The 15,856-nt window shown below is 71.6% G+C and carries 14 protein-coding genes; 5 read left to right on the top strand and 9 right to left on the bottom strand.

Features of this window, described 5'->3' with window-relative positions; all coding sequences use genetic code 11:
• Positions 1-44: 44 nt before the first annotated feature.
• Together ACIOJD_RS14840 and ACIOJD_RS14835 are read left to right on the top strand one after the other, a co-directional pair.
• The gene (locus ACIOJD_RS14840) at positions 45-398 is read left to right on the top strand and encodes an SCO4225 family membrane protein (protein WP_401912798.1); all 354 of its coding nucleotides are present in this window, start codon (positions 45-47) and stop codon (positions 396-398) included.
• Between the two features lie 98 nt (positions 399-496).
• On the top strand, positions 497-1,246 hold the full coding sequence (locus ACIOJD_RS14835; RefSeq protein WP_401912795.1) for a maleylpyruvate isomerase family mycothiol-dependent enzyme: 750 nt from the start codon (positions 497-499) through the stop codon (positions 1,244-1,246).
• Between the two features lie 259 nt (positions 1,247-1,505).
• Here ACIOJD_RS14835 and ACIOJD_RS14830 read toward each other — a convergent pair whose 3' ends face one another.
• A complete protein-coding gene (locus ACIOJD_RS14830; RefSeq protein WP_401912792.1) occupies positions 1,506-2,795 on the bottom strand; it encodes a geranylgeranyl reductase family protein in 1,290 nt (429 codons plus the stop codon).
• Between the two features lie 149 nt (positions 2,796-2,944).
• Here ACIOJD_RS14830 and ACIOJD_RS14825 point away from each other — a divergent pair, with 149 nt between their 5' ends.
• A complete protein-coding gene (locus tag ACIOJD_RS14825; RefSeq protein WP_401912789.1) occupies positions 2,945-4,309 on the top strand; it encodes a dipeptidase in 1,365 nt (454 codons plus the stop codon).
• Positions 4,310-4,409: 100 nt separating this feature from the next.
• Here the strand turns inward: ACIOJD_RS14825 and ACIOJD_RS14820 are convergent, their stop codons facing one another.
• Both ACIOJD_RS14820 and ACIOJD_RS14815 read right to left on the bottom strand, forming a co-directional pair.
• The gene (locus ACIOJD_RS14820; protein WP_401912787.1) at positions 4,410-5,447 is read right to left on the bottom strand and encodes an NUDIX domain-containing protein; all 1,038 of its coding nucleotides are present in this window, start codon (positions 5,445-5,447) and stop codon (positions 4,410-4,412) included.
• A 301-nt stretch (positions 5,448-5,748) separates the two neighbouring features.
• Entirely contained in the window at positions 5,749-6,717 is a 969-nt protein-coding gene (locus ACIOJD_RS14815) for an ROK family protein (protein WP_401912785.1), read from the bottom strand.
• A 229-nt stretch (positions 6,718-6,946) separates the two neighbouring features.
• On the opposite strand from ACIOJD_RS14815, the gene ACIOJD_RS14810 reads away from it, so the two are divergent.
• Entirely contained in the window at positions 6,947-7,990 is a 1,044-nt protein-coding gene (locus ACIOJD_RS14810) for a LacI family DNA-binding transcriptional regulator (RefSeq protein WP_401912783.1), read from the top strand.
• On the opposite strand, the gene ACIOJD_RS14805 is transcribed toward ACIOJD_RS14810, so the two are convergent.
• The 6 genes from ACIOJD_RS14805 to ACIOJD_RS14780 all read right to left on the bottom strand — a co-directional run bounded on the left by ACIOJD_RS14805 (position 7,976) and on the right by ACIOJD_RS14780 (position 14,744).
• Positions 7,976-9,805 (bottom strand): protein kinase, encoded by a 1,830-nt coding sequence (locus ACIOJD_RS14805; protein ID WP_401912781.1) that lies wholly within the window; start codon positions 9,803-9,805, stop codon positions 7,976-7,978. The two genes, ACIOJD_RS14810 and ACIOJD_RS14805, sit on opposite strands and share 15 nt — an antisense overlap.
• Positions 9,806-9,916: 111 nt before the next feature.
• A complete protein-coding gene (locus ACIOJD_RS14800; RefSeq protein ID WP_401913889.1) occupies positions 9,917-11,215 on the bottom strand; it encodes a DUF6986 family protein in 1,299 nt (432 codons plus the stop codon).
• 246 nt (positions 11,216-11,461) lie between these two features.
• The gene (locus ACIOJD_RS14795; RefSeq protein ID WP_401912779.1) at positions 11,462-12,424 is read right to left on the bottom strand and encodes an electron transfer flavoprotein subunit alpha/FixB family protein; all 963 of its coding nucleotides are present in this window, start codon (positions 12,422-12,424) and stop codon (positions 11,462-11,464) included.
• A 139-nt stretch (positions 12,425-12,563) separates the two neighbouring features.
• Entirely contained in the window at positions 12,564-13,349 is a 786-nt protein-coding gene (locus tag ACIOJD_RS14790) for an electron transfer flavoprotein subunit beta/FixA family protein (RefSeq protein ID WP_401886726.1), read from the bottom strand.
• 213 nt (positions 13,350-13,562) lie between these two features.
• Positions 13,563-14,153, bottom strand: a complete 591-nt coding sequence (locus ACIOJD_RS14785; protein ID WP_401912777.1) for a flavin reductase family protein — start codon at positions 14,151-14,153, stop codon at positions 13,563-13,565.
• 264 nt (positions 14,154-14,417) lie between these two features.
• Complete coding sequence (locus ACIOJD_RS14780) at positions 14,418-14,744, bottom strand: TlpA family protein disulfide reductase (protein ID WP_401912775.1); 327 nt, start codon at positions 14,742-14,744, stop codon at positions 14,418-14,420.
• Between the two features lie 293 nt (positions 14,745-15,037).
• Here ACIOJD_RS14780 and ACIOJD_RS14775 point away from each other — a divergent pair, with 293 nt between their 5' ends.
• On the top strand, positions 15,038-15,778 hold the full coding sequence (locus tag ACIOJD_RS14775; protein WP_401912772.1) for a lysophospholipid acyltransferase family protein: 741 nt from the start codon (positions 15,038-15,040) through the stop codon (positions 15,776-15,778).
• Positions 15,779-15,856: the final 78 nt, after the last annotated feature.

Here is a 15,856-nt window from a genome sequence, read left to right as displayed (position 1 = left end):
AGCCGCCCCACCCTGGAAGCACCACCACTTCAAGGGAGATCGGCATGAACTCGCAACGGCTGACCGGACACGCCCTGACTCGGCTGGCCTTCGGCAATCGCGCTTCTCAGGTCTATCTGGGCCTGGTCGCCGCGACGACCGTGTTCGTCGCGGCCGACACGCTCTTCATCCAGCACGAGGACGCCTCGTTCGCCGGAGTGTGGCTGTTCTTCCTCGCCGCGCCGAGCATCTTCGCGTTCTTCCTGGGCGGCGGGCTGCTCGGCGACGCGGTCGCCGGATCGGCGCCCTTCCTCTACTTCGCGCTGGTGTTGTCGGTAGTGATCCAGTCGGCGGCGCTCGGAGCCTTCGTACGACTGCTGCGCGACCAGCCGCGGGCCTCACACCCCCGGCAGGCCTGACTTACCGCCCGAGCCCGCCGGCTCTGCGGTCCTCGCGCCCCGGCTTCTCCGAGCGACGTCATTCACCGGCGACGCACCCGCCTGGCACAATGCCCGGTATGGAACCCGGCGAACACATCAAGTACCTTGCCCGTGACGGTCGGTTGCTGGCCGACGCCGCCGCCGAGGCGGGTACGGACGCGCAGGTGCCCACCTGCCCCGGCTGGCGGGTCCACGACCTGCTGCTGCACACCGGCAGGGTCCACCGCTGGGCGACGGAATTCGTGGCGGAGGGACACACGACGCCCCACGCACCGGGCGCGGAGCCGGATCTCGACGGTGACCAGCTGATCGAGTGGTTCCGCGAAGGACACGGTCTTCTGGTCGCCGCACTGAGTTCGGCGCCCGCCGATCTGGTGTGCTGGACCTTTATGCCCGCCCCCACTCCGCTGGCTTTCTGGGCCCGGCGGCAGGCGCACGAGACGGGGATCCACCGCGTCGACGCGGAGGCCGCGCTCGGCGCGTCTCCCGCTCCGATGGGCGCCGAATTCGCGGTGGACGGAATCGACGAATTGCTGACCGGCTTCCACGCCGGTGGCCGCAGCAAGGTCCGGTCCGACGTACCGCGTGTGCTGCGCGTACGGGCCACGGACACGGACGCCGTATGGACGGTACGGATCTCCGGACAACCGCCACACACCGAACGTACCGAGGGCGGCGAACAGGCCCCGGCCGACTGCGAGTTGAGCGGCACCGCCGAGCTGCTCCAGCTGACGCTGTGGAACCGGCTCCCCTTGGACTCCGTGACCCTCACCGGCGACCCCGCACTCGCCCGGCTCTGGCGCGAGACCTCCGCCATCGTGTCGTAGCCGGTGCTGCCGCGCCTCGACCGCGCGGCACCTCACCACCCGGCGCGAGTGCGCGGATCAGCGTCCTGCCCCGGCCCGCCCGATCCGGTGGGCCGGGACCGGCCCGGCCCCGACTCGTAGGCCGGGACGACCAGTTGGGGCCGGTGCCGGACCCACCATCGTCCTCCCCCGCAGCGGCACTCCCCCGTCACGGCAGTGCCCCTCGGTCACTGTCCGTCGGACACCGCCCGTCGCGTGACGTCGCTCGCTCCGGCGCCGCTCACCGCGGTGTGCCCACCTCCGGTGTACCGTCCTCGGCCGCGGCGGACTCGCGTTCGTCGACGGCTGCCGCGGCCTGCTTGCGGTCCAGCACGTCCAGCGCGCGCCGCGCGATCGGGCGGGTCCGTACGAGAGCGGCCAGCGAGGTCGACCCACGCACTATGTCCGCGAACGCGTTCCAGGCGGGGCGCAGCCCCGTGACCGCCGCGTGCATCAGCGCCGGACGGCGCTCGAAGACCGTGAGCAGCCGCCGGCCGACCCCCATCTCCACACCGAGACCGGCCTTGATGGCGAACGCGTAGTTCAGCGCCTGGCGCCGGGCGTCCACGGCGTCGTGCGACTCCGAGATCCGTACGGCCCACTCCCCCGCGAGCCGCCCGGACCGCAGGGCGAAGGAGATCCCTTCCCTGGTCCAGGGCTCCAGCAGGCCCGCCGCGTCGCCGCACACCAGCACCCGGCCGCGCGACAGCGGCGAGTCGTCGCTACGACACCGGGTCAGATGCCCGGACGAGACCGACGGCTCGAACCCGGCGAGCCCCAGCCGGGCGATGAAGTCCTCCAGATAGCGCTTGGTCGCGCCGCCCTCGCCACGCGCCGAGATCACCCCGACGGTGAGCGTGTCGCCCTTGGGGAACACCCAGCCGTAACTCCCGGGCAGCGGGCCCCAGTCCAGCAGTACCCGCCCCGCCCAGTCCTCCGCGACCGTCGGCGGAACGGGGATCTCGGCCTCGAGACCCAGATCCACCTGATCCATCTTCACCCCGACATGGGCGCCTATCCGGCTGGCACTGCCGTCCGCGCCGACCACGGCGCGCGCCAGCAACGTCTCGCCGTCGGAGAGGACGACCGCGACCGTACGGCGGTCGGGCACGGCCGGGCCGTGCTGTTCGACACGTGAGACGGTCGTGCCGGTACGGAGCACCGCACCCGCCTTCTGCGCGTGCTCCACCAGACTCGCGTCGAATTCCGGGCGGTTGATGAGCCCGAAGAGCATGCGCTTGGAGCGGCGGGTACGGGACAGCTTCCCGTTCAGCGAGAACGTCACCGCGTGCACCCGCTCCTTGAGCGGCAGCTCGAAGCCCGGGGGCAGCGAGTCGCGCGAGGGGCCGATGATCCCGCCCCCGCAGGTCTTGTAGCGGGGCAACTCGGCCTTCTCCAGCAGCAGTACCTGACGGCCCGCGACGGCCGCCGCATAGGCCGCCGACGCTCCCGCCGGTCCCGCGCCGACCACCACCACATCCCACACCGGCTCGTCGTTCACGCTTCCGGCGTCTGCGTTCTCGCTGCTCACGATGTGCTTCTGCTCCTGATCCAACCGGTGGCCCCTGCTGTCGATCCGCATCCTACGGCGCGGGCCAGGTGATCCCGCTGTGGGAGGATCGACAGCGCCTTCGACGTACACCCACTCGAGACAACGTCGTACCCACGAGGAGCGTGCCCATGACCGCGAATCCGATCGCAGAGACCGTCGCTTCCCTGATGCCGCGCGCCCGTGCGGAGTTGGCGGAACTGGTGGCCTTCCGTTCGGTGGCGGATCCCGAGGTGTTCCCCAGGAGCGAGTGCGAGGCCGCCGCCGCGTGGGTGGCCGACGCGTTGTGTACGGAGGGATTCCAGGACGTGGCCGTCCTCGACACCCCGGACGGTACGCAGTCCGTCTACGGCCTGCTGGCAGGCCCCGAGGGCGCGCCGACGGTGCTGCTCTACGCCCATTACGACGTGCAGCCGCCGCTGGACGAGTCCGCCTGGCTGACGCCGCCCTTCGAACTGACCGAGCGCGACGGCCGCTGGTACGGGCGTGGGGCCGCCGACTGCAAGGGCGGCTTCCTGATGCATCTCCTCGCCCTGCGCGCCCTCAAGGCGAACGGCGGGGTGCCGGTGACTGTCAAGGTCATCGTCGAGGGCTCGGAGGAGCAGGGCACCGGCGGTCTGGAGCGGTACGCCGAAGCGCATCCGGAGTTGCTGGCCGCCGACGCCGTCGTCATCGGCGACGCCGGGAACTTCCGGGTGGGTCTGCCGACGGTCACCGCCACGCTGCGCGGGATGACGCTGCTGCGCGTGGGGATCGACACGCTTGAGGGCAATCTGCACTCGGGGCAGTTCGGCGGGGCGGCGCCCGACGCGCTCGCCGCGCTCATCAAGGTCCTCGACTCGCTGCGCGCCGAGGACGGTTCCACCACGGTGGACGGCCTGGCCGCCGACGCCGAGTGGGACGGACTCGACTACGCGGAGGCCGACTTCCGCGCGGACGCCAAGGTGCTCGACGGCGTCGGCCTGACCGGTGGCAGCTCGGTCTCCGACCGGATCTGGGCCCGCCCCTCCGTCACCGTGCTGGGCATCGACGCCCCGCCGGTCGTGGGCGCCACCCCGTCCATCCAGGCGGGCGCGCGGGCACTGGTCAGCCTGCGGGTGCCGCCGGGCCAGGACGCCACGGAGGCGACCCGGCTGCTGACCACGCACATCGAGAAGCACACCCCGTGGGACGCCCGGGTCACGGTCGAACAGATGGGCCAGGGCCAGCCGTTCCGCGCGGACACCTCCAGCCCCGCGTACACGGCGATGGCCGACGCGATGCGGATCGCGTACCCGGGCGAGGACATGCAGACCGCCGGACACGGCGGCTCCATCCCGCTGTGCAACACTCTGGCCGCGCTGTATCCGGAGGCGGAGATCCTGCTGATCGGGCTCAGCGAGCCGGAGGCGCGGATCCACGCGGCGAACGAGAGTGTCTCGCCGCAGGAGTTGGAGCGCCTCTCGGTGGCCGAAGCCCTTTTTCTGGCCAACTACGCGCGGTCCCAGAAGATTTGAGGCACCCATGTTCCGGCGGGGCTGAGGTCCCACTGGTCCGGCCGGGCTGTCCCGGCCGGACGACTCGGCAGGTGGCCCGGCCGCACACCTGCCGGGCGGATCAGCCGACCGGAACTCCGTCCTCCAGGTTCAGCACCGTGCCGCGCTCGCGCGCCCGCAGAGCCCAGCGCAGCCGCTCGTACCGTGCGGGCGGCAGCATTCCCGCCGCCTCCTGCTCGGCGACGAAGCGCCATCCGCGCAGCTCGGGCCCCGGCAGCAGCAGCCGCCCGGCCAGCCGCTCGGGCAGCAGACCGCCGTCGAACAGGAGCCGCAGACCGCCGTATCCCGGCGGCCGGGGCGGCTCCCAGTCCACGACCAACAGCCGGGGCACATCGGTGAGTTCTATCCCTATCTCCTCGGCGACCTCACGTATCCCGGCCCGCGCGGGCGCCTCGCCCGCCTCCACCACACCTCCCGGGAACTCCCAGCCGGGTTTGTACGTGGGGTCGACGAGCAGGACGCGGTCCTGCTCGTCGAAGAGCAGCACCCCCGCAGCGACGGTCTCGGCGGTCGGCTCGGGCGTCTGCACGATCTCGCAGACAACGGCCGCACCCGTCTGTACCGCCGTCGCGAGGGACACGGCGGTCTCCCTGGCCGTGAGACCGTCGCTGTCGATCACATGGGCGTCACCGGTGAGCCAGCCGAGGGCCGCGCGGTAGGGCTCGATGTGGTCGTAACACCACTGCCGGTTGCGCTCGTTCGCCTCCAGGTCGTCCTCGGCCGCCTCACGGGCCGCGATCCGTTCGCGCAGTATCGTTTCGTCCGTTGCCAGCAGCACATGCCTGACCGGGATACGGCGTGCGGCGAGCCCGCCGAATATCTCGTCCCGGTACTCCTGGCGCAGCAGCGTCATGGGGACGACGAGCGTCCCGCCCACCTCCGCCAGCAGCGCGGCGGCGGTATCGACCAGCAACCGCCGCCAGATCGGCAGGTCCTGGTAGTCGCTGACCTCGGCGAGCCGCTTGCGCGGCAGCAACCGCTCCAGTTCCCCGCCGATCAGCTCGGGATCGTAGAGCGTGCAGTTCGGGATCAGGTCGATCAGTTCGCGTGCGGTGCTGGTCTTGCCCGCTCCGAACGCACCGTTGATCCAGACGATCACGGTTCCCCCTCTTCCATAGCCCCCAGTGGACTGCCCGCAACACCCTGCCACGGAAACCCTTGTTCGGATCAGAGCGCCTCTGTGGACTTCTGACCGTGGCCGAGCTGTGGCCGGTTCGAGGTCGCCCTGAGGCCGGCGAAGGGCCGACCGCACGCACCGCGTCCGCCCGGTCCGCGTCCGCCCGGTCCGCGTCCGCCCGGTCCGCGTCCGCCCGGTCCGCGTCCGCGTCTGCGTCTGCGTCTGCGTCTGCGCGCACAGTCGGGCAGCGGCAGCGGCAGCGTGCGGGTGCCCCGCCATCGGCTCAGCCGCGGACCGCCGCCGCCCTCGTCGTCGCCCCCTCCCGGCCGTGGAGGGCCGCGGCCGCCGCCGCGCCCACCAGGCCCGCGTCCGTACCGGTCAGCGCGGGCGCGACCTTGACCTGTCGCACGAAGGAGAGCGTGGCGTAGTCCTGGAGCGAGCGGCGCAGCGGCGCGAAGAGGACCTCGCCCGCGTTGGCCACTCCCCCTCCGACGACCGCGATGCCGATCTCGGCCAGGGTCGCCGTCGCGGCGATACCGGCGGCCAGCGCCTGGGCGGCCCGGTCGAAGGAGGCGATGGCGACCGGATGACCGGCTCGGGCCGCGGCGGCCACTCCGGCCGCCGAGGTGTCACCGTCGGGGCCCGGCTTCCAGCCTCCCGCCAGCGCCCTGCGGGCGATGTTGGGGCCGCTGGCGATACGTTCCACACAACCGCGCGATCCGCACGGACAGAGATCGCCGTCCAGGTCCACACTGATATGGCCGATGTGCCCGGCGTTGCCGGTGGGGCCCGGGTGAAGTGTGCCGTTCAGGACGAGGCCGCCACCGACACCCGTGGAAACCACCATGCACAACGCGTTGTCATGGCCGCGGGCCGCGCCCTGCCAGTGTTCGGCGGCGGTCATCGCGACTCCGTCCCCGACCAGCGTCACCGGCAGTCCCCCGGTGGCCAGCCGTACCCGCTCCACCAGCGGAAAGGCCCGCCAGCCCGGGACATTCACGGGGCTGACCGTACCGGCCAGGGCATCTACCGGACCCGCGCTGGCGACGCCCACCGCCGTGGCCGACGCCCGGAGCGGGGACGCGGACACCTCGGCGAGGACCTCCTCCACCGCACGCATCACCGTCTCACCGTCCTCCTGCGCGGGCGTCGGCCGCTGAGCACGTACGAGGATTCTGCCGCCCCCGTCGACCAACGCGCCGGCGATCTTGGTGCCGCCGATGTCGAGGGCGACCACGGAGTCGGTATGCATCAGTGTCGGATCTCCAGGGGAGGCGGTTGGCATATCCCATGTGTACAGGGGATGGAGCCGGTGTACGAGCGATGGGTGAACTGTGGCTCTGATGGTCCGGCGAACAGTCTCCATTCAGGTGACAACGTTGTCCAGGGCCTATGCTCGGCGGCACCGCTTTGGACACCGCCATGGCCGCCGCGCTGGACGGCGGACCCATGACGACCCACCGACGACAGGACTGCGCACTGTGGCCGACACCGCCCACCGCCCCGAGCCCCGCTACGGCAACCGGCCCACGATGAAGGATGTGGCCGCGCGTGCCGGTGTGGGGCTCAAAACGGTCTCACGTGTGGTCAACGGAGAGCCGGGCGTCACCCCTGACACCGAGCGCCGGGTCCAGGAGTCCATCGACGCGCTGGGATTCCGCCGCAACGACTCGGCGCGTGTGCTGCGCAAGGGCCGTACCGCCAGCATCGGCCTGGTCCTGGAAGATCTCGCGGACCCCTTCTACGGGCCGCTGAACCGCGCCGTGGAAGAGGTGGCCCGCGCCCACGGCGCGCTGCTCATCAACGGTTCGAGCGCCGAGGACCCGGACCGCGAGCAGGAGCTGGTGCTGGCGCTCTGCGCGCGCCGGGTGGACGGTCTGATCGTGATCCCGGCCGGGCACGACCACCGCTACCTGGAACCGGAGATCAAGGCCGGGGTGGCGACCGTCTTCGTCGACCGGCCGGCCGGCCGGATCGAGGCGGACGCGGTGCTCTCCGACAGCTTCGGCGGGGCCCGTTCGGGAGTCGCCCATCTGATCGCGCACGGTCATCGCAGGATCGGCTTCATCGGCGACCAGCCCGGGATCCACACGGCGAGCGAGCGGCTGCGCGGCTACCGCACCGCGATGGCCGACGCGGATCTGGCGATCCACGACGCATGGGTCTCGCTGGGTACGACGGCATCGGAGCGCGTGCGCGAGGCCGTCCTCGCCATGCTCGGCGGCCCCGACCCGGTCACGGCGATCTTCGCGGGCAACAACCGTGTGACGGTGACGGCCGTACGGGTCCTGGCCGCGCACCACCGCGCGGTGGCCTTCGTCGGCTTCGACGACATCGAACTCGCCGACCTGCTGGATCCCGGTGTCACGGTCATCGCGCAGGACGCGGCCACGCTGGGGCGTACGGCGGCGGAGCGGCTCTTCCAGCGGCTCGACGGCGCGGCCGAGGCCCCGTCCCAGGTGGTGCTTCCCACCCGGCTGATCGCCCGGGGTTCGGGAGAGATCCCGCCGTCAGCACTCCGGTAGCCCCGGCAGGGGCCGGTCGTTGTCACCGCCCTGGATGTAGACATCGCTGATGAACACTCCGGTGTTGCCGCTGTCGTCGTCCGTCCTGGCCCACCAGGTGTTGGTCCATCGGCCGTACGTCTCACGGCGGCCCAAATCCTGCTGGCAGTAGAAGTAGTTGGTGCCCGCCTTCAGGACTCCGGCCTCGGTGCCGGAGTCGGTGTAGGACGTCGCGCTGCGGTAGACCTGGCAGTTGTACTTGCCGCCGCCGACGGACTGGCAGACGGGATCGGGCTCCGGAACGGAGCCGCCGCCCGAGCCACCGGATCCGCCGGACCCGCCCGTACCGCCGGTGGACCCGCCGCCCGACGATCCCCCCGACGCGTCGCCACCACCGCTCGATCCACCACTGTCCGGGCCGCTGTCGGAGCCTCCCTCACCGGCGTCGTCCTCGCCCTTTCCCGCCGCGGGCGCCTGCGCGTCGGGCGTCGCGGACCGCTTGTCCTCCTGCCCGGCAGCCCCGGCGTCCGGGCTGTGCGTCTTCCCGGACAGGCCACTGCCCGGGTCGGGACCGCGTCCGGACTCCGGCGAGGCGCTTCCCGACCCGGCGGAGCCCTCGACGCGCTGTTCCGCGACGGACGTGTCCCGGCCGGCAAAGGCGTACGTGAGTCCTCCGCCGGCGAGCAGAACCGCGACGACCCCGGCAGCGATCAGCACCTTCGAACGACCCGTGCCACGGCGCCGTACGCCCGCACCCGGGGCCGGGTCCGGCGCGACGGGCGGAACCGTCTGTGCGCCGGACGACGCGGCGGCGGGCGGCGGCCCGAAGCCCTCCGGCCGGTGCGGCTGCGCGTCGAGCACCGTCGGTACCCGCGGCGCCGGTTCCGGCGCCGCGACGGGCGTCAGGCCCACCGTGGCCGCGTCGCCGCCGGCACCGGCCGTACGTTCCGCACTGCCCGCGTCGACCGCACCGCCGTCGGCCACCACCGTCAGCAGCCGGGCCGCCGTGAGCGCGTCGGGGCGCAGCCCCGGGTCCTTGTGCAGCAGCAGCTGGAGCACCGGGGAGAGCGGCCCCGCCAGGCGCGGCTCCGGCAACGGGTCCGTGACGATCGCGCTGATCGTCGACCAGGTCGACGTACGGCGGAAGGGCGAGGCGCCCTCGACTGCCGCGTAGAGCGTCGCGCCGAGCGCCCACACGTCGGACGCCGGTCCCGGCTCCTGGCCCTGGGCGCGCTCGGGCGCCAAGTAGTCGAGCGAGCCGACCAGTTGACCGCTGCGGGTCAGATGCGTGCTGGAGCCGTCGCCCGGATCGTCCATCGCGGCGATCCCGAAGTCGGTGAGCACGACCCGGCCTTCGTGGTCGAGCAGCACATTGCCGGGCTTGACGTCGCGGTGCAGTACGCCCGCGCGGTGGGCGGCGCCCAGCGCCTCCAGCACCTTGGCACCGATGGCGGCGGCCTCGCGCGGGTCGAGCGTGCCGCGCTCGCGCAGTACGTCGTCGAGCGAGGGCCCGTCGACGAGTTCCATGACGATGACGGGACGGCCGTCCTCGTCCGCGACGTCGTGCACGGCCACGACCCCGGGGTGCCTGACGCGCGCGGCGGCCCGTGCCTCACGCTGCATCCGCAGCCGCAGGCCGGCCAGTTCGGCCGGGTCGGCGTCGGTGTAGGTCCGCAGTTCCTTGACGGCGACCTCGCGGCCGAGGACCTCGTCGACCGCGCGCCAGACGACGCCCATGCCACCGCGGCCCAGCGGGGCCACCACCCGGTACCGCCCGGCCAGCAGCCTCCCCGGCCCCTCGCCGTGCCCGTCCCGCTCATGCTCCCCCGTCGGCATCGCTGCCCCGTTCCCGTGCTCGACGACTCCCCGACTCCGGTCGGGCACAGCCTAATTCGTGTCCGGAGCGGCGCGGAGCCCGGCACTTACGGGGTGGTCACCGTCCGGCACTTACGGGGTGGTCACCGTCAGCGTCGCGCGGCGCGGCATCGCGAAGCCTTCCAGGTCGCCGCGGGTCAGACCGGTCAGCCGGGCGACCTCGTCGCTGTCGAGCGCGCCGCAGTCGAGTCCGCGCAGCAGATATCCGCTGAGCGCCTTGGCGGTGGCGGGCTCGTCCATGACGTCTCCGCCCGCCTTGGCCACGTAGGCGGCCAGCCTGGCAGCGGCGGGCTCCAGGCCCTCCCGGTAGAAGGCGTAGACGGCCGCGTAGCGGGTCGGCAGATGGCCCGGGTGCATGTCCCAGCCCTGGTAGTAGGCGCGGGCGAGGGCGCGCCGGGTGAGGCGGTAGTGCAGTCGCCAGGCCTCGTGGACCTGGGCGGTCGGGCCGACCGGGAGGACATTGGTGGAGCCGTCGCTGACCCGTACGCCGGTGCCGGCGGCGGCGACCTGCATGACGGCCTTCGCGTGGTCGGCCGCAGGATGGTCGCCGGCCTGGTAGGCAGCGCTGACGCCGACGCAGGCGCTGTAGTCGAACGTGCCGTAGTGCAGCCCGGTGGCCCGGCCTCCGGCCGCGTCGATCATCCGGGCCACGGTGGCGGTGCCGTCGGCGGCGAGGATGGACTGGCTGGTCTCGATCTGGATCTCGAAGCCGATCCGTCCCGGTTCCAGACCGCGTGCCTTCTCGAACTCCCCGGCCAGCCTCGCCATCGCGGTGACCTGCTCGGCGTAGGTGACCTTGGGGAGGGTCAGGACGAGCCCCTCGGGGAGCCCGCCGGCCTCCATCAGCCCGCTGAGGAAGATGTCGAGGGTCCGGATGCCCCGGTCCCGTACGGCTGCTTCCAGGCACTTCATCCGGATGCCCGTGTACGGGGCCGCCGTGCCGTTCCCGTACGCCTCGTGGACGAGGCGGGCGGCGCGGGCGGCGGCCTCGTCCTCCTCGGCGTCCGGGCGTGGGCCGTAGCCGTCCTCGAAGTCGATCCGCAGGTCCTCGACGGGCTCGCGGCTCAGTTTGTCCCGTACGCGCTCGTGCACGGGTCCCGCCAGCTCGTCGGGGAGGCCGAGGACGCGGGCCAGGGAGGCGGCGTCCGGGGCGTGTTCGTCGAGGGCTGCGAGGGCCTGGTCGCCCCAGGAGCGGATGGTGCCGGCATCGAAGGCGTCGGCGGGTACGTAGACGGTGTGGACCGGCTGGCGGGTTCCGGGGTCGCCCGGGTAGCGGCGGGCGAGTTCCGCGTCGACCGCCGCGAGGGAGGCGTCGACGGCCTCGTTGACCGCGCCGGTGAAACTCGTGGCCACCTTCTCCTGCTGCCCCATTCCCACGCCCACACCCTTCTCATTTTCGCTCTCGTTTTCCGCTTTGCGGAATCAATAATCCGTTGATGAAAGTTAATCGGCAGATTCACACCGCGTCAATGGTGGACCGGAAGGACGCCGACGGGCCTGACGGACGCGACCGACCGGAGAGCCGGAGAGCATGAAACGGCCCGGGGCCGCGCGGTGGAGATCACCACGCGGCCCCGGGACCTGTACACAGCGACAGCGGCGACGGCCGCCGTCGGCTCAGCCCTTGCGGCTCTTGACCTCTTCGGTCAGCTGCGGGACGACCTCGAAGAGGTCGCCGACCACGCCATAGTCGGCCAGTTCGAAGATCGGCGCCTCGGCGTCCTTGTTGACGGCGACGATCGTCTTCGACGTCTGCATTCCGGCGCGGTGCTGGATCGCACCGGAGATACCGGAGGCGATGTACAGCTGCGGGGAGACCGACTTGCCGGTCTGGCCGACCTGGTTGGAGTGCGGGTACCACCCCGCGTCGACGGCGGCACGCGAGGCACCGACGGCCGCGCCGAGCGAGTCGGCCAGCGCCTCGATGACCGCGAAGTTCTCGGCACCGTTGACACCACGGCCGCCGGAGACCACGATCGCGGCCTCGGTCAGCTCCGGACGCCCGGTCGACTCACGCGGGGTCCGCGAAACGACCTTCGTGCCGGTGGACCGCTCGGAGAACGAGACGGACAGCGCCTCGACCGTACCGGCGGCCGGTGCGGCCTCGACCGGGGCCGAGTTCGGCTTCACGGTGATGACCGGAGTGCCCTTGGAGACACGGGACTTGGTCGTGAACGCGGCGGCGAACACCGACTGCGTCGCGACCGGGCCCTCGTCACCGGCCTCCAGGTCGATGGCGTCGGTGATGATGCCGGATCCGATACGGACCGCGAGACGGGCCGCGATCTCCTTGCCCTCGGCGGAGGACGGGACGAGGACGGCGGCCGGCGAGACGGATTCGTACGCGACCTGGAGCGCGTCCACCTTCGGTACGACGAGATAGTCGGCGAACTCGGCGGCGTCGGCGGTGAGGACCTTCACCGCGCCGTGCTCGGCGAGCGCGGGCGCGGTGGACTCGGCGCCCGGACCCAGCGCGACGGCGACGGGCTCGCCGATACGGCGGGCCAGCGTCAGCAGTTCCAGGGTGGGCTTGCGGACGGAACCGTCCACGTGGTCGACATAGACGAGGACTTCAGCCATGGGAATGCTCTCCTGCGAGTGCGAGGGATCCGAGGATCTGGGGGGCGGTTGCGGGTGCTGCGAAGCCGGGGGCCCGGATCAACTTCCGGCCGTCCGGGCCTTCGTCCGGGCCTGTCCGGCGAACAGGCCCCGGGCCGCGTCAGATGAACTTCTGCTCCGCGAGGAAGCCGGCCAGCTGCTTGCCGCCCTCACCCTCGTCCTTGACGATCGTGCCCGCCGTACGGGCCGGGCGCTCCGTCGCCGAGTCGACGGCGGTCCACGCGCCCTCGAGGCCGACCTCGTCGGCGTCGATCTCCAGGTCCTCCAGGTCCAGCGACTCGACCGGCTTCTTCTTGGCGGCCATGATCCCCTTGAAGGAGGGGTAACGGGCCTCGCCCGACTGGTCCGTCACCGAGACGACGGCCGGCAGGGACGCCTCCAGCTGCTCGGACGCGGTGTCACCGTCGCGACGGCCCTTCACCGTGCCGTCCTCGACCGAGACCTCGGAGAGCAGTGTGACCTGCGGGACCCCGAGCCGCTCGGCGAGGATCGCGGGCAGCACACCCATCGTGCCGTCGGTGGAGGCCATACCGGCGATGACCAGGTCGTAGCCGGTCTTCTCGATCGCCTTGGCCAGCACCAGCGAGGTGCCCATGACGTCGGTGCCGTGCAGATCGTCGTCCTCGACATGAACGGCCTTGTCGGCGCCCATGGACAGCGCCTTGCGCAGCGCGTCCTTGGCGTCCTCGGGGCCGACGGTCAGCACGGTGATCTCCGCGTCGTCCGCCTCGTCGGCGATCTGCAGCGCCTGCTCCACCGCGTATTCGTCGAGCTCCGACAACAGGCCGTCGACATCGTCGCGGTCGACGGTCAGGTCATCGGCGAAATGCCGGTCGCCGGTGGCGTCGGGCACGTACTTCACACAGACAACGATCCTCAAGCTCACGCCGGCTCTCCTACTGCATCGTCTTTTCCGGGCTGCCTTGTTGCATACACGCGTTGTACGCAGCATAGGCGCCTTTATCGGGTGGTTTCCGATCGGGGAGACCGGAGCACCTGAGTAAATATTACTCGCCAGTACACCCAGACCGTTCCCGCTGAGCAAGCGCTTTGAACTGTGACCTTGCCAACCCGCGAGGGTGGGGCGCCCGGGGAACTCTCAGTCGCGCAGCGCGTTGAAGCGCCCCTGGTGGTAGAGGAGCGGACGGCCGGCTCCGGCCGGGTCGCCGGCCACCACCTGGGCGATCACCAGCCGGTGGTCCCCGGCCGGTACACGGGCGACAACTCGGCAGACCAGCCAGGCCAGTACACCGTCGAGCACCGGCACTCCCCGGGGCCCGGCGCGCCACGAGGTGGGCGGCGCGAAGCGCTCGGCCCCGCTGCGCGCGAAAGTGGCGGCCAACTCCTCCTGGTGGTCGCCCAGTATGTGCACGCCGACATGCTCGGCCTCGGCGAGAACCGGCCAGCTGGAAGACGAGACGCCCACTCCGAAGGAGACCAACGGCGGCTCGGCGGCCACCGAGTTGAGCGAGGTGGCCGTGAAGCCGACCGGGCGCTCCCCCTGGGCCGTGACGACCGCGACGCCCGCCGCGTGCCGCCGGAACACGGAACGGAGCAGATCGGAGTGGGAAGGGCAGGAAACGGAGTCGGAAGGGGACGGCTGAGGAACGCCGGTACGCGAGGGGCCGGCGCCGCGCCGGGAGGTGTCGAGGTCGAGCCGGGAGGTGTCGATATCGGAAGTGGCCGTCATCGAGTGATCCTTCTACGAGAGGTCCGTACGGGTCCGTGGCTGCTCAGAAACCCGGACAGCGCGCGCTCGCGTTGCGGGCCAGGTCCACATGGGCCCGCCCGTGGAGAAGGAGTTCTTGGGGCACCTGGCCAGCGTGACGACGCAGGGCGGGTGAGGTCAAGTGCGGACCTCGCACGCACATTCCGCCGGGCCTCCGCGAGAACCGGGGACTCGGTGATCCTGAGGTGCCGAGACCCTGGGGCTCCGAAACCCGGGGCGCGGGCCTCACACCGCCTCGCCCAGAGCGGCGATCACGTCCGCCTTGCGGGGCTGCCCGGCGGCCCTGCGCACGACGTGGCCCGCCGCGTCCAGGACGAGCACCGTCGGGGTCTTGAGGATGCCCAGTTCCCGTACGAGTTCCAGCCGGTCCTCGGCGTCCAGTTCCACATGGCAGACACCGTCGACCATGTCCGCCACCTCGGCGAGCGTGCGCCGGGTGGCCCGGCAGGGCTGGCAGAACGCACTGGAGAACTGGACGAGCGTCGCCCGCTCCCCCAGTTCGGCCCCCAGATCGGCCGCCCCGAGCCGCCTCTCGCCGTCCCCTTCGCCCACTGCCGGCCTCCTGTCACCTGACCCACGTCATCGGCGCTGTGCAGCGTTCAAGGAACCGGAGAATATTCCGCGCGGCCCGGATCGCCCTCGGCGACGACCCGGGCCGCACCGCTCTGACGTGAGCAAACACGGTCCGATACGCGCCCCCAACGTGACAAGAATCTCGCCCTACGAACAGACCAGGACTGGCCAGGGAGCCTCGTATACGGCACGATCGGCCCAATGCCGAAAACCTACGGCTGCGTAACTTCCGCCGGGAGAACCCTCCCCGGAACAAGAAGGGTCCTCACCTGATGGCAGAGCTCGTCTATCGGCCGGTCATCGGCGCCGCACGCACCATGTTCAAGGCGCTGGACCTGAAGATCGACACGCAGGGTTCCGAGCACATCCCGCGCATCGGCGGCGCCGTGCTCGTCAGCAACCACATCAGCTATCTGGACTTCATCTTCACCGGGCTCGCCGCCCTCCCCCAGAAGCGTCTGGTGCGCTTCATGGCGAAGGAGTCGGTTTTCCGCCACAAGGTCTCCGGGCCGCTCATGCGCGGTATGAAGCACATCCCGGTGGACCGCAAGCAGGGTGAGACGGCCTACGCGCACGCGCTGGACTCGCTGCGTTCCGGCGAGATCGTCGGGGTCTTCCCCGAGGCGACCATCTCGCAGTCCTTCACGCTCAAGAGCTTCAAGTCGGGCGCGGCGCGCATGGCTCAGGAGGCCGGCGTGCCGCTGATCCCGGTGGCGCTGTGGGGCACCCAGCGGGTGTGGACCAAGGGCCGGCCGCGCAACTTCAAGCGCAGCCACATCCCGGTCACGATCCGGGTCGGTGAGCAGATCGAGGCGTCCCCCGACCAGTACGCGGGCGCGATCACCAGGCGCGTTCGCGACCGGGTGCAGGAGTTGCTGGAGGCGGCGCAGCGCGCCTATCCCGTACGTCCCAAGGACGCGGACGACACCTGGTGGGTGCCCGCGCACCTCGGCGGTACGGCTCCGACCGCGGCCGAGGCCCGCGAGGCCGAGATCCGCGCGGCCGGCAGCTGAGCCGAGTACGGCTGAAACGTCTCTCCGCCCGGCCCGGGTTCCCCGGCCCGGGGAACCCGGGCCGGGCGATTTTTTTGG

The organism is Streptomyces sp. NPDC088116, from assembly GCF_044741745.1.
Classification (GTDB): Bacteria; Actinomycetota; Actinomycetes; order Streptomycetales; family Streptomycetaceae; genus Streptomyces.
The sequence above is the reverse complement of the archived record's forward strand: the minus strand, read 5'-3'. Positions and strand labels throughout refer to the sequence as shown.